Annotated in this window: 15 protein-coding genes and 1 tRNA gene; 8 read left to right on the top strand and 8 right to left on the bottom strand. The window is 57.5% G+C overall.

The features are described 5' to 3' along the window. Positions 1-240: 240 nt before the first annotated feature. Complete coding sequence (locus HWE17_RS01375) at positions 241-1,791, bottom strand: DEAD/DEAH box helicase (RefSeq protein ID WP_176387513.1); 1,551 nt, start codon at positions 1,789-1,791, stop codon at positions 241-243. A 318-nt stretch (positions 1,792-2,109) separates the two neighbouring features. Here HWE17_RS01375 and HWE17_RS01370 point away from each other — a divergent pair, with 318 nt between their 5' ends. Further along, positions 2,110-2,397, top strand: a complete 288-nt coding sequence (locus HWE17_RS01370; protein ID WP_369681698.1) for an oxidoreductase-like domain-containing protein — start codon at positions 2,110-2,112, stop codon at positions 2,395-2,397. Here the strand turns inward: HWE17_RS01370 and HWE17_RS01365 are convergent, their stop codons facing one another. Next, positions 2,398-4,083: a methyl-accepting chemotaxis protein gene (locus HWE17_RS01365; protein WP_176387510.1), complete on the bottom strand. Its 1,686-nt coding sequence runs from the start codon at positions 4,081-4,083 to the stop codon at positions 2,398-2,400. A gap of 561 nt (positions 4,084-4,644) precedes the next feature. Here HWE17_RS01365 and HWE17_RS01360 point away from each other — a divergent pair. From HWE17_RS01360 to HWE17_RS01345, 4 genes are all read left to right on the top strand, one after another. Continuing rightward, positions 4,645-5,364 carry a Crp/Fnr family transcriptional regulator gene (locus HWE17_RS01360; protein WP_035828139.1) on the top strand — a complete coding sequence of 240 codons (720 nt, stop codon included), beginning with the start codon at positions 4,645-4,647 and terminating at the stop codon, positions 5,362-5,364. A gap of 270 nt (positions 5,365-5,634) precedes the next feature. Beyond that, positions 5,635-6,126, top strand: a complete 492-nt coding sequence (locus HWE17_RS01355; protein WP_176387509.1) for a DUF4265 domain-containing protein — start codon at positions 5,635-5,637, stop codon at positions 6,124-6,126. 125 nt (positions 6,127-6,251) lie between these two features. Beyond that, entirely contained in the window at positions 6,252-6,620 is a 369-nt protein-coding gene (locus HWE17_RS01350; protein WP_176387508.1) for a BPSL0067 family protein, read from the top strand. Then, the gene (locus HWE17_RS01345) at positions 6,617-7,018 is read left to right on the top strand and encodes a hypothetical protein (RefSeq protein ID WP_176387506.1); all 402 of its coding nucleotides are present in this window, start codon (positions 6,617-6,619) and stop codon (positions 7,016-7,018) included. Before HWE17_RS01350 ends, HWE17_RS01345 begins: the two co-directional genes overlap by 4 nt. Before the next feature lie 56 nt (positions 7,019-7,074). Here HWE17_RS01345 and HWE17_RS01340 read toward each other — a convergent pair whose 3' ends face one another. Next, the gene (locus tag HWE17_RS01340; RefSeq protein ID WP_176387504.1) at positions 7,075-7,563 is read right to left on the bottom strand and encodes a DUF2947 family protein; all 489 of its coding nucleotides are present in this window, start codon (positions 7,561-7,563) and stop codon (positions 7,075-7,077) included. A 29-nt stretch (positions 7,564-7,592) separates the two neighbouring features. Beyond that, on the bottom strand, positions 7,593-8,318 hold the full coding sequence (locus tag HWE17_RS01335; protein ID WP_176387503.1) for a pyridoxine 5'-phosphate synthase: 726 nt from the start codon (positions 8,316-8,318) through the stop codon (positions 7,593-7,595). A gap of 124 nt (positions 8,319-8,442) precedes the next feature. Between HWE17_RS01335 and HWE17_RS01330 the strand changes: the two genes are divergently transcribed. Both HWE17_RS01330 and HWE17_RS01325 read left to right on the top strand, forming a co-directional pair. Further along, entirely contained in the window at positions 8,443-9,156 is a 714-nt protein-coding gene (locus HWE17_RS01330; RefSeq protein WP_176387502.1) for a YjjG family noncanonical pyrimidine nucleotidase, read from the top strand. Positions 9,157-9,252: 96 nt separating this feature from the next. Further along, entirely contained in the window at positions 9,253-9,729 is a 477-nt protein-coding gene (locus HWE17_RS01325) for a DUF2726 domain-containing protein (RefSeq protein ID WP_176387501.1), read from the top strand. A gap of 16 nt (positions 9,730-9,745) precedes the next feature. Here the strand turns inward: HWE17_RS01325 and HWE17_RS01320 are convergent, their stop codons facing one another. Beyond that, positions 9,746-10,081, bottom strand: a complete 336-nt coding sequence (locus HWE17_RS01320; protein ID WP_176387499.1) for an FKBP-type peptidyl-prolyl cis-trans isomerase — start codon at positions 10,079-10,081, stop codon at positions 9,746-9,748. Positions 10,082-10,570: 489 nt separating this feature from the next. Further along, on the bottom strand, positions 10,571-10,861 hold the full coding sequence (locus HWE17_RS01315) for a hypothetical protein (RefSeq protein ID WP_176387498.1): 291 nt from the start codon (positions 10,859-10,861) through the stop codon (positions 10,571-10,573). Positions 10,862-11,007: 146 nt separating this feature from the next. On the opposite strand from HWE17_RS01315, the gene HWE17_RS01310 reads away from it, so the two are divergent. Further along, positions 11,008-12,366, top strand: coding sequence for a hypothetical protein (locus HWE17_RS01310; RefSeq protein WP_176387496.1), 1,359 nt, complete (start codon positions 11,008-11,010; stop codon positions 12,364-12,366). 165 nt (positions 12,367-12,531) lie between these two features. Here the strand turns inward: HWE17_RS01310 and HWE17_RS01305 are convergent, their stop codons facing one another. Together HWE17_RS01305 and HWE17_RS01300 are read right to left on the bottom strand one after the other, a co-directional pair. Beyond that, positions 12,532-13,419, bottom strand: a complete 888-nt coding sequence (locus tag HWE17_RS01305) for a hypothetical protein (RefSeq protein WP_217916668.1) — start codon at positions 13,417-13,419, stop codon at positions 12,532-12,534. A 315-nt stretch (positions 13,420-13,734) separates the two neighbouring features. Continuing rightward, a tRNA-Ile gene (locus HWE17_RS01300) sits at positions 13,735-13,813 on the bottom strand. Positions 13,814-13,883 lie beyond the last annotated feature (70 nt).

Raw genomic sequence — 13,883 nt, 5'->3', positions numbered from 1 at the left:
TTCAAAGACAGCCTGCAGGTTTCACGCGCAAAAGTTACATAATAAATAACCACAGCAGGCAACAAGACAGTCACGCCACATGCGGCATTGGCGCCTGGCCAACACCTGAAGAACGCCCAGCCATCGCTACGCGTACACTCATTTGAAGGGCACACCCTGAGGCAACAGCCCGCTATCAAAAAAAAACGCTGGGGACAATGCCCCAGCGCCTGCGCCATTCAGAATACAGACTGATAAACGTTATTGCTTCAACAAGCCACCCAGCAACGCGGCCACCTTTTGCTTTGGCTTAGCCGCGGCAGGCGCCATGCTGGCGGCAGCCGGGGCCGCTGCCTTGGCCGGCTCATATGGCTTCAAGAACCAGGGATCGGCCTTTTCGCGGCGGGCGCCCGGACCAAAGGCGGGACGCGCACTGCGCTCGGCGGAGCGGCTGTCGCGGCTCTCGCCGGCATGGCGGCTCTCCGGGGCGCGTGCGGGACGCGCTTCGCCGCCTTCGCTGCGGCGCGGTGGACGGCGCTCGCTGTCGCTGCTGCGGGCAGGTGCGGGATTGAAGCCCGTCAATTCACCGCGCTTGATGCTTTGCTTGATGAGTTTCTCGATATCGGCGAGCAAGCGCTCGTCTTTATCCGAGTAGATCGAAATGGCGTCGCCCGAGGCGCCGGCACGGCCCGTGCGGCCGATGCGGTGCACATAGTCTTCCGCGTTGTACGGCAAGTCGAAGTTGATGACGCAAGGCAAGTCGGAAATGTCCAGGCCGCGCGCCGCCACGTCGGTGGCCACCAGCACGTCAATCTCGCCCTTCTTGAACGATTCCAGCGCCGCCATGCGTTCCTGCTGGCTCTTGTCGCCGTGAATCGCCGTGGCGCTCATGCCTTCCTGTTCCAGCACGCGGGCTAGGCGCGAGGCGCCGATCTTGGTGTTCGAGAAAACGATGACCTGCTTCAGGTCGCGCTGGCGCAGCAGATGGGCGACCAGGGCATGCTTCTGGTCTTCCGTCACCTTGTAGACCACTTGCGTGACCTTGTCGGCCGTCTGGTTGCTGCGCGCCACTTCGATCGTCAGCGGATCGTTGAGGAAGGTGGCGGCCAGCTTCTTGATTTCTGGCGAGAACGTGGCCGAGAACATCAGGTTCTGGCGTTGCTTCGGCAGCAAGTTGATGATGCGCTGCAAGTCCGGCAGGAAGCCCATGTCCAGCATGCGGTCGGCTTCATCCATGACCAGCATCTGCACCTGGCTCAGGCTGATGTTCTTTTGCTCGATATGGTCGAGCAAGCGGCCTGGGGTGGCGATGACGATTTCCACGCCGCCGCGCAGGATGACGGTTTGCGGCTTCATGTCCATGCCACCAAAGACGACGGTGGAGCGCAACGGCGTGTGCTTGGCGTAGGCCTTGACGTTTTCGGCTACCTGCACCGCCAGTTCACGCGTCGGCGTCAGGATCAGTGCGCGCACCGGGTGGCGTGCCGGCGACATGCTGCTGCTGGCGTGCGCCATCAGCAACTGGATGATCGGCAAGGAAAAACCGGCCGTCTTGCCGGTGCCCGTTTGCGCGGCACCCATCACATCGCGGCCTTGCAGCACCACGGGGATCGCTTGTTCCTGGATCGGTGTCGGATGGGTGTAACCCTGGTCGGTCAGCGCGCGCTGGATTTCAGGCGCGAGGCCAAAGTCGGCAAAAGTCAGGCTGGGAGCAGCGGGTGCGGCAGGTGCTGGTGCAGGCGCTGCGGCGACGGGCGCCGCTTCAGGGGCAATCGCCGGGCTGGGCGTAGGAGTCGATTCGGTTTCAGACATAAATTTTCTGGTGTGCCTCCGCACTGCGGAAGCCATGCTTTCTCAATAAACAACATTTCGGGGCACAGGCAGCTCCGTCTTGCAAGCCATGGATCATTGTTCTTGCGGCACCTCCGTGCTCCGGGACATGCTGTAGGGCGTATGCGGGAGCGTCGAAGAGATGTGCTGCGATGGCGGCGGAGATCGCGCCGGCGGAACATCGCGCGCAGAAGATACAATATCAGTGCTGTAAACGATACCCTAATTCACCGCAACTGTACACGGAAACCGTGATTTTTGAGCAAAAAGCGTTCCAGCAACGGCACGCCGGGATGCCGTATGATGCCTGCTCCTATACCCGCTCCTATGCCTGCTTCGATGCCAGCTCCACCGTCCCCTGCCCTCACCATGCCCACCCCGCCTTTACCGCACGATCCGCAACCGCAAGCGCCCAGCAAACCGGGCAATGACGAGTGCTGCCACAGCGGTTGCACTTTTTGTGTACTGGAAATGTACCAGGAAGACCTAGCCGCCTACGAAGAGGCCCTGAGAGCGTGGCAGCAGCGCCAACAAGCCGCTGCCGCACCCGCCACCCAGGCTATCAAGAAACCGCGCAAGCGCGCCTGATCAGAAGCTTTCCCACTCATCCACTGGCGCCGCGCGACGCGCCGTGCCGGCCAGTTGACGTGGCGCAGCTGCCGGCGTCACGGCTGCCGGCGCCTTGACGGTGGCGGGGGCGCGCGGCCGGGTTACGGCGGCGCTCGCCACATCGAGCTTGAAGATACTGACCACTTCGCTCAGGCTGGCTGCCTGCTCCTGCATCGATTCGGCCGCCGCGGCCGCCTCTTCCACCAGGGCCGCATTTTGCTGCGTTACCTGGTCCATCTGGGCGATGGCCTGGTTAACTTGCTCGATACCTGCGCTCTGCTCGCTGCTGGCGGCCGTGATCTCGCTCATGATATCCGTCACGCGAGTGATGCTGGCAACGATGTCATCCATCGTGCGGCCCGCCTGATCGACCAGTTTCGAACCCGCTTCGACTTTCTCGACCGAATCGCCGATCAGGACCTTGATATCCTTGGCCGCCGCGGCCGAGCGTTGCGCCAGGTTGCGCACTTCCGTGGCCACGACGGCAAAGCCGCGTCCCTGTTCGCCTGCACGCGCCGCCTCGACGGCCGCATTCAGGGCCAGGATATTGGTCTGGAAGGCAATGCCGTCGATGACGGCGATGATGTCGACGATCTTGCGCGACGACGCATTGATCGACGCCATCGTGCCCACCACTTCGCCGACCACCTTGCCGCCCTCGATGGCGATGCTCGACGAGGTCAGCGCCATGGTGTTGGCCTGGCGTGCATTGTCCGCATTCTGCTTCACGGTCGACGTCAGCTCTTCCATTGACGAGGCCGTTTCTTCAAGCGAACTGGCCTGCTCTTCCGTGCGCGACGACAAATCCTGGTTGCCAGCGGCAATCTGGCTCGACGCCGTGGCAATGGTATCGGTGCCGCTGCGCACCTGGCCCACCAGCGTCTGCAGGCTGGCGTTCATGTCTTTCAGGGCCTGCATCAATTGCCCCGTTTCGTCTTGCGATTGCACAACGATATGCGCCGTCAAATCGCCAGCCGCCACCTGGCGCGCCACGCCGACGGCCGCGATCAGCGGACGCGCCACGCGGCGCGCCACCCACAGCGCCAGCAGCATGCCGATGACGACGATGCCCACCACCAGGCCGATCAGGCTGGCGCGCGAGGCCGCATACGTTGCGTCGGCGCTGGCGCTCGAACGCACGCCGCCATCCGTGTTAATCGACACCAGTTTATCGAGGAGCACCATCATGTCCGCCATGACCTTGGCCGACGGCCCCACAGCCAGCGCGCGCGCCTCTTCCTTTTTCATCTCGCGCGACAGGCTCAGCATGGTTGCATGCAAGCGCATGAATTCATCGTTGAGCGCCAGGAAGCGTTCGAACGCTTCCTGCTCGCCCGGCTCGGAAATCAGGCTGCGGTACTTGTCGCCGTCCACCTTCAGCTTGGCCTGGGTTTCCGTCATGCGCGTTTCGTTCTGCGCCATGTCGGCATCCTGTGCGGCCAGCATGTGCGCCAGTTCCCAGCGGCGGAAATCGCTGACATCACTGCGCATATTCATGGCCGCCAGCACGCTGGGCATCCAGTTCTCGGACAGGTCGGTCGATGCGGTATTGATGCGCGCCATGGAAAAGATCGCCGACACGCCCAGCGCGGCCGTCAACAGCAGCACGGCGCCAAACGACAAGATCAGCTTGGTGGCAATTTTCAAATCAAAAAACCATTTCATGCGTTGCGTTCCTTCATTAAACGGGTAAACGGGACAAGACAGCCGCGCGCCGGCAAATGCACGGCGCGGGCAGTGAAGCGACCAAGGAAGGCATCGCAGGTTGCAGCGGAAGTGAGCAGTGATGGAGAGCAAGAGTAGCGGCTCATCCCGACACACAAATCAAATTTCCGCAATGCAACATTTTATCACCGTCGTACGGCAGCGCAGAGTGGTTTGATCAAGGCATGCAGCCAAAGTTCACGGGGAGCTGGCAGGGGAGCCTGTTTTTTGCCGTTTGTTTCCAGAGAGAAAAAAATGCAGATCAGGCGTAGGAGTTGGATGACACGAGGCAATGTTCCTAGCCTACATAAGCGCGTCGGCTCATCCGATGCACGTCCGCTGCCCCTGGTTCTATAGTGGATACAAGATTCAGCACAACGCTAGCAAGCCATAAAAGCAGCGCCATCCAACAAAATCAGAAGACGAGGCCCTACCATGTACAAAGCTTATAGCAACCTGACACCAGCCACGAATACCCACGCCGCCGCCCAGCACAACTGGCAAGCCGCTCCCGCCACACCGATGATCAGCATCACGGGCGCACAACAGAACGAATTGCTGCGCGCCTTGTCGCGCGCCGATCTGGAGCGCCTGTTCTGCCAACTGGAACTGGTCGCCTTGCCTGCCGGCAAGCACCTGTTCGATTGTGGCGGCAAGATTGAATACACGTACTTCCCCACCAACGCCATCGTTTCCCTGCTGTATGTGATGGAAGACGGCGCCACCACCGAGATCGCCGTCATCGGCCGCGAAGGTGTGGCCGGCGTGGTGCTGTACGAAGCCGAACGCGCCACCTGCACGGCCATCGTGCAAACGGCCGGCTACGGCTATCGCCTGAAAACAGCCTTCCTGCGCGAAGTGTTCAATGAAGGCGGCGCACTGGCACAATTGCTGATGCGCTACACCAGCGCCATGTTTGCGCAAATGGCACAGAACGTGGTGGGCGGCCGTCATTGCAGCATCGAACAAAAACTGTGCCGCTGGCTGCTGGACCGCCTCGACCGTTCGCTGTCGAACGAGCTGAAGGTGACGCAAGACACCATGGCCAACATGCTGGGCGTGCGCCGCGAAAGCGTCACCGTCACGGCCCGCAAGCTGCAGGACGAAGGCTTGATCCAGTACCGCCGCGGCACCGTCGAAGTGCTCGACCGCGAAGGCCTGGAAGCGGCCGCCGGCAATTGCTACAAGGCAGCCCGCGCCGGTTTCGAACAGTTCCGCAGCGGCATCAGCGCACACAACTAATACTCAGCGCCAAGTCATCCGCGCAAGCACGCTTCGGCGTGCTTTTTTCATTCCAGAGTATTGAGTCCCCGTCGAGCACACTTGACCGCCCGTCACTTCGACGCGCACGACGCCACATGTACAGCCAATGTCCGCGCCCCATTCTTCATTGCCTTTCCTCGTTTGCATCGTTGTGTATCCTGCCAGCTGGCACGCACCCGGTACAATATTGCAATAAACCACAAGCCGGCACGCCCCGCAGCGCGTCGCGCCGGCACTATGAAAGAATCAATGGAAGACATCAATTGCGAAGGCTTGCCGCACATCCGCGTACTGGCAGGCGAAAACTCCAGCGGCCCAGTGTATGAGACCCTGCCCGCGCGCCAGATCGACGAGCACGTCTACGAACTGCTGGCTTCGCCCGGCCTGACGCTGAACCTGGCGCGCGGCGACATCGTCAACATCGCCGATCCCCTGGCCCCCGCCGAAGTCTTAAAGCGCGGCGGCAACTTTTGCATCCAGATCTATGCCGACGATGTGCCGCAAGCAGCAGTGGACCAGCTCGAACGCGACGTGCAAGAACAGCTGGGCGGCACCATGGATGGCCAGTACAAAGGCAACCTCACCTTCAGCGTGCCGGGTCACCACGGCATCTACAGCGTGAATGGCCCTTTCGACGCCTTCCGCGAAGCGACGGGCGTGGAATGGTACTTCGCCAACATCTACGTCAACCTTGATGACGACGACGACGAAACCTTGCTCAACTGGTGGGTGGATATGTAAAGTTCCTCGTGCGCCAGGCAGGATCATGACGCGCGTCAATGCGTCGTATTGCCCTGGCGCACATCAAGATACCTGCCCGCATCTTGCGTACGCTCTCTCTACCGTCAGCCACAGAGAGAAACGCCATGCCCTACATCGCGAATGCCGACTATGCAAAGCAAAAAGAAATCGTAGGAAATGGCGAGTGCGTGACCCTGGTCAGGCACCTCACTGGCGCCCGTGCTTCTTCGCTTTGGCGCGAAGGCGACAAAGTGCCGGATCTGCTGGAAAAAGGTGGCATCGCGAAAGGCACGCTGATTGCCACTTTCGTCAATGGCCGTTATCAGAATTTGCGGCAGGGTAACCATGCGGCGCTCTTCATTCGCCAGGTGCCTGGCGGGATTGAAATTTTCGACCAGTGGCGCAACCACAAACCCAGCGCCCGCGTGATCCATTTTGGCCGTTCGGCGGCGGGAACATCGAATCGGCCCGAGCTCTATTCGGTGGTCGAATGAAGCCGCTCGCACTGCTGGCATTCTCCATCGCGGGCATGGCGATGCAGTACGCTGCCGCAGCCCCCCTTGTCTCCGTTTCTTGCCCACAAGCGGCCCCCTCCACCTGGAACCTGCCAGCCGCCAGGCTCGACAGCGTGCGCGTGCTGTCCTATCCGGCGGATCGGCCGCCGGTGGACGGCGAGGCCTTGCCCATCCTGGCCCCGATCAGGGAGTGGACACGTGCCGGAACCTTGTATCAACGCTGGGATATCAATTTCGATGCCCCACGCTATCTGTTTCAGGTGGATTGCCTGTATGCCACTACCGAGCGCTACCTTCGCATGGATTTGCCGGGCGTCAAACAGTGCGTCGCAGCCGTTAAACAGCGAACGAAAATAGTCAGATTTAAGTGCAAATAGGTAACGCGGCTGGCATTCAGCCGTAGCGCTTATCGCCACCGGAGGGACGCATCCCGTTAAACGGGCTGCAAACCTTCCTCACCACCCGCCAGCGCTCCCTGTGGCGAGAAATAAGCGAACTTACCCGTGGCAGGCTGGTACAGCAAGGGGCCCTCGTCAGAAATGGCCAGCAAGCAAGGCCAGCATGCTGCAAGCGCGGCCGGTGTCAGCGCATAGGCAAGCGTCCGGCTGGCCATGAAAAAGACGGGCGCCGCCCCGGCTGCGTAAAAATGGGAAGAGAGAAACCTTGCCACGCGGCCATCCTGCGCCGGGTGTTCGCTGGAAACGGCATCGAACTCGGCCAGCCAGTCCGGCCCCGACACCGTAGTCTGCAGGCGATGACCCTCGCGCAGTTGCATGGGATGCGTCTCGTCGGGATGTGCCGACACATGGCGCGTCCACAGTTGCGCCGCCGCATCGGACGTCAGCGCTTGTACTTGCGCCAGCGTCTGTGCCGTGACGGCGAAGTCGGCATCGAAGAAGGGCCAGTCCGGCTCAGACTGCAACGGCCGGCCAGCGGCGCCGCCCAAGCTCCCTACGATTGACATATCTCAAGGTAGCGGCCCAGCACCTTGTCCATGCCCAGCTCAAGACATTCAACCACCAGCGCATGGCCGATCGACACTTCCAGGATGCCGGGAATGTCCAGGAAGCGCGCCAGGTTGTGCAAATCGAGGTCATGCCCCGCATTCACGCCCAAGCCCAGCGTCTGCGCCCGCTGCGCCGCCTGCAGATATGTATCAAACACGGCATCGGCCTGCGCGCCGCCATAACTGTCTGCAAACCGCTCCGTGTACAGCTCAACCCGCGCCGCCCCGACCTCGCGCGCCCATTCCAGCGCCGGGTAGTCTGCATCGACAAACAGGCTGACATGAATGCCCAGGTCGTTCAATTGCGCAATGGCGGGGCGCAACAGCGCAGCATGTCGTTCGATGTCCCAGCCGTGATCGGAAGTCAATTGCCCCGGCATGTCGGGCACCAGGGTGCATTGCGCGGGGCGCGCGCTTTTTACGACTTGCAGAAATTCCGCCGCCGGATAGCCCTCGACATTCAGCTCGCGCCCCCGCTCCGCGCACAGGCGCTGCAACGGGGCAACATCATCGTAACGCGCATGGCGCTGGTCCGGGCGCGGATGCAAGGTGATGCCGGCGGCACCCAGGTCGAGAAAGCGCGCGGAAAACGCCAGCAGGTCGGGGAAGTTGCGGCCGCGCGAATTGCGCAGCAGGGCGATTTTATTGACGTTGACGGAGAGCTGGGTCATGGGAGGAATGAAGTGAAAGTGACGAGTCTGGCAGCGATTGTAGCGGATCGCCCACGCAAGGCACGGCCAACCGAACTCAACGCTACGTGCTACGATGCAAGACAAGTTCCTTTCAATACATACCATGACCTACCAGCTCTTCCTGTTTGACCTCGACGATACCCTGCTCGACTTCCGGGCGTCCGAAAAACGCTCCTTCCTGCACACCATGCACGAACTGGGCTTGCGCGACGGCATCGACGGGCTGTTTTCCCAATATCAGGCGATCAACGTCGACCTGTGGAGACGTTTCGAAACGGGTGACGTCACCAAGGATTTCCTGAAAGTGGAACGCTTCCGCAAGACGTTTGCACTGAACGGCATCGCCATCGACCCGGAACTGGCCAGCCGTCTGTATCTGGACTCCCTGCCGGACACGGTCGTGCTCATCGATGGCGCCAGAGAAGTGTGCGAAACGCTGTCGCGCATCGGCGAAGTGGGCATCATCACCAACGGCGTCGAGTCCATCCAGAACCGCCGCATCGCCGCCTCCGGCCTGAGCGACTACATCTCCTTCGTCGCCACCTCCGAAGCGTGCGGCCACGCCAAGCCGGACGTGCGCTTCTTCGAATATGCCGCCAACATGGCGCGCGCATTCAGCAAGGATACGACCATCATCATCGGCGACCGCCTGGACGCCGACATCCTCGGCGCCAACCGCTACGGCATAGCCAGCTGCTGGTTCAACCCGGACAGCATGGCCAATACCTCGGCGGCCACCCCCACCTGTGAAGTGACCAGCCTGCATGACATCGTGCCAGCGCTGGATGTGATACCGGTCAACTTGAAACAGGCTTGATCGCCAACAAGCGCACCACCTGAAATACGCTGGCAGCGGCACGAAACATGCCGCCGTTCGCGTACCATCAGGATTCGTCCATTCTGGTGCCAATCCATGCCGTCTTACACCGTCCTGCTCACCATCGCGGCCTTGATCCTGTTCTTTGCCATGCTGGCCACGCGCCAGACGGCCAAGTCGCGCAAGCCGCTGAGGCTGCACAGAAAACCCGTGATGACGGCGCGCGAGCAGCAGATGTACCACTTGCTGCAGACGGCATTGCCGGAATGCACGGTGCTGGCGCAAGTGGCGTTTTCCGCGCTGGTGACGGCGAAAGGATGGGCCAACAGAAACCGTTTCGACCGCAAGGTGGCCGATTTTGTTCTGTGCAGCAAGCAACTGAATGTGCTCGCCGTCATCGAGCTCGACGACAGCAGCCACGCCGGCCGCGAACGCCAGGACAAGGAGCGCGACGCCATGCTCAGGCTGGCCGGCTACGTGACCTTGCGCTATGCCACCTTCCCCACGCAGCAGACGCTGCGCGCCGATGTCGAGCAGCTGCTGCTGAAAAAAGCCGGCGTTGTATCTGCCTGATGACACCATCCAGACATCAATCGCGCGTCAGCACTTCCAGCAACTCAATCTCGAAGGTCAAATTGGAATGCGGCGGAATCAACCCCACCTGCCGCTCGCCATACGCCAGCGCCGCCGGCACCCACAGCTTGCGCGTGCCGCCGACCTGCATGCCGTGCAAACCCAAAATCCAGCCTTGGATGACCTTGTTATTGCTCAACACACTGCGGAAAGGCTCACCCCGCTTGTGCGACGAGTCAAATTCAGTCCCATCTTCCAGCCAGCCCCGGTAGTGGGCCGTGATCAGCGCGCCACGCGCCGCCGCCTTGCCATCACCGACCACGATATCGTCAATTTTTACTTCAGCCGTCATCTTGTTTCATCCTTCATCAAAGCACCAAGCCGCGATTGTACGACAGCACGAAAAAAGCCCCGGCAGTCACCCGCCGGGGCTTGTTCTATTCTTGCTAAATTCTGGTGGGCCTCCCGTGAGCCGAACACGGCACCAACGGATTATGAGTGCGTATGGCAAACCCTCACTAATCGTCAATGAGAATGAAATCAATAGGTTATGAAGCCAGCCCCCCCTCAGTTGTAGTCATTGATCGTCTATATTATGGACAAAAAAATGGACAAAAGAAGAGTGAATCTCAACTGCCAACAACCGGATGGCATCGTCGCTGGCCGGGACGACCGGCCAAAGCGCTCCTACATGCCACCGTGACACAAAAAGGGTTCCGCTTCGCTCCAGCCCTAGCGGGCCTCAAATCGCCCTTTTCCCAATTTCCCACTTTCAAGGCGGCCAGCAACGAGAGCACTCTCTCGACTGAGACAAAGCATCGTCCACATAAGTTAAGACCCCTTAAAAAGGAGCATCTGGCCCTTCCACGGCATCCGATGACGCCTTGTTTTCCGACGAAAAAAAACTCCCAAAATCTTTACCGAGGTCAGGCTTAAGTGGCGTACCAAGTTTCCTGGGCCAGCCGAGATGGTAATCAAGCGAATAACTATCCGGACCAGTTTGCTGTTTTACAAGGGCAGTTATAAGCCATCCACACGCAAGGTATTTATTGACGTGTTCGGTATTCCACGTTCTCACAACGCTTGCGATATCATGAGGCTCCAACTGTATCAAAACGGCATCATTTTCCATATTTTCAATCATTAAAAGTGGAATTCAATTTTAACAGCGTGCTAGCAAAAAAGTGCTACGTCACAAAGACTAGTCGTCCAATCTGGGCGTCAAATCACGGGGGCGTCGTAAGAGCAGTTCACCTCACACACAACAGGGGAAATGTAATGAATCGATGGTATATGAAGCCAAAGAGGTTTTCCGGTAAATTGGATTTGCATGGCCAACACGTGTTCGTAAAATTCTCGGTTGAATTGTCAAAAAAAGGTGTGGCCAAACTTACTCTAGACAGGATGCCATGGGATATGTCCACAAAATTCATCGCCGACGCTTGGGGTGAGCAAAGTAAAGCACAACGTTTTTTCGACTTCACACTCACCGGAGAAGCACGAGATGGCTCGACATTTCACAGCACCGCAATCATTATCAGTTCGTTGAAACCGTTCATCTCGGATACAGCACCGGCAACCATGATGCCAACGATTTGGTGTTCGGAGTGCAAAATCATACTACCCGGCATTCTAGGTGCAATTCCCAGCGTGACGGCTCTCTTACGTGGTTTCGATTGCATCCACACCGTTTCGGCAGATTGTCGGTTGGGTACGATAGAACTGCGAGGCCCAATGACATTGAAGGCGTCGGAAAAAGAGCTGCTGACCGGAGCCCTGCTCATCCAAGGTCCGCCAACTAATGTTGATTTCGACTCATGGCGAAGCGAGGTCGATGGTCTGTTCAAGCATGTTCGATCCGTTATGTCGTTCGCTCGTGGAGCGCGCCTGGTCGCTCCGATAGTTAAAACAGTGTGTAATGACAAAACGGAACTGGCGGTAAGGGTAGTGGCCAACCAAGCCAACCATGGGTCGGGGGCGTTCACACCATTTGGCTACGCGCCAATTTTTCGACAGGCGGTGGCGTCGCATTTTTTCGAAACCGGCCGCGCAAAAAAAATCGAAATCGCTATCGAATGGTTCACGATGTCTGCGGAATATCGAGAGGCCAAGCTCACGTCGGCGATGACTGTATTGGAAAATCTACTAACCGCAAATCTATCGAAAACCGATCTGACGTTACGAAACGAGAAGCTGTTCAAGCAGTTACGCAATACACTCTTAGACGCAGCGCGACTCAAGCTCGAAGAGTTCGGCGCCACAAAGAAAACAATCGAGGAAGAAATTAGCACGATGCTCGCAAAGCTGGAAGATCTCAACCGTAGAACATTGAAAGACAAGATCTACATCCTGGCAAGGCGTTGGGGCGTCCCCATGGATGGAATCTCGGAGAAGGCGCTGGGTAACGCAAAGCGCGCACGCGACCTCATCGTCCACCAAGGACAATATTCTCCCAAAAATCAAGGGGAGGATCTCATGGTGCATGTTCGACTGACTCGCGAACTTGTCGTTCGATTCGTCTTGGCTGCGTTGGAGTTTGAGGGCACATACACCTCGCCCATGAATGGCGAACACGGACAGACGTTTGCACGTTTGCAGCCTCAGCTAGATTACTTGGAACAGAAAGCTAAAGTTTAAATACTGCGGGTACGAAGTAATCCTCAGGAAATTATTGTGAACTTATAGCGAACAGAAGTGGAAGCGATCAAGGGGCCGCGTAGGGCTCCCGCTGCCTTCCAGCGCGCCGATTGTGCAAGCTAGAAATCAAAAAAAATTGTTGAGGGCTACTTAGCCCATGAAAGATTATGTTCTGCTATACGATGGAGATATTTGGCCCATCAACTCTTCAAACTCCCCCTTAGAAGCAGCATAAAGTGGTTTGAATTGTCCTTTATCTCCTGCAAAAACATACTCGGAACAACGGCATTCTTCAGCTTCTTCTTCACAGTTTTTACATGGAGAGGTACATATTTCTATCATTCTATCAAGTGCTGTGGAGGGGTCATCAGGATCATAAGTATCTGAAATATGCCACGCTTCAACGATCATCTCACCTTTGGCAAACAGCAATACATCTTCTGCTTCTTCAAAATCCCAACTAGTCAATGCTTTTAAAGCCGGTAGAAGCACTACGCGGCAATAATCAAACCGGTAGTTCTCTAAGTGGCACATCACGCGTCCTTCATCTTCTACTAGACTTTGGAAGGAAATTTGTCCATAGCGTTCGCCTAAGCTTTTGTAGCGATTTTGGTCAATGCGAATATGTTTCAGTGCGTTATTTATGGCGTCTATTAACTCCATTTTTTTGTTACTCAGATAGGCTCCATCTATCGAAAACATTTCATCAAAAGATCTGACCAAAGCTCCACGGTCTTTCGGTATACCAGCTGCAACTCGAATAGCTAATAAATAATCAACACTATGAGCCAAAATTAAATTTGCACTAAAAACCTGATGAAGTGAAACTTTATTCTCGCTAATTTTCGACTGAATATCTTTCTTTGTTGGCTGAAGGATGAATTTAAGGTAATTAATGTAGTCATCACAAGCTTGCTGAATGGAAGAAGAAATTTCTGTGACAGGCTGCAACTCTGAGTTATTTATAAATGCCATGCAATAACCTTTTCCTTTATAAAATAAAAACGACACTAACCATAAAAATGGCAATATTCTCCCGTTAATTTCAGTCACGTTCAACTGCAAGCGACTGGCCATCTGAAAATCTATGCGCACGGGTGGCGGGGGCAGGTCCGCCATTCAGACACAAGCCCAAACATAGCCGCATTGAACAACGATAATGACCTGTAGCGTACTTAATTGCAAATACAAGTTCAACTGCAGGCAAAGTACACAGCACCTCCTATGCACTCCGCACCGCTATAAGATGAAATTAGTGACGAAGCCAGAACCAGCCCATCCAAACGACAAAACCTTGCAGTGACTGTCACGCGCATAAAAAAGCCCCAGCAGTTACCCGCCGGGGCTTGTTCTAATATTGCGAAATTCTGGTGGGCCTCCCGTGAGTCGAACACGGCACCAACGGATTATGAGTCCGCTGCTCTAACCAAGCATGAGCTAGAGGCCCAGGGGACTGCGGCGTGGCGGCGCTGTTGATGCCCGCCTCGCGCGGCCGTTTTGGAAACGGACACGCGAGG

The organism is Janthinobacterium sp. BJB401 (assembly GCF_013372745.1).
GTDB classification, from domain to species: domain Bacteria; phylum Pseudomonadota; class Gammaproteobacteria; order Burkholderiales; family Burkholderiaceae_D; genus Janthinobacterium; species Janthinobacterium rivuli.
Note: the sequence above shows the minus strand (reverse complement) of the source record. Positions and strands in the feature narration are given on the sequence as shown.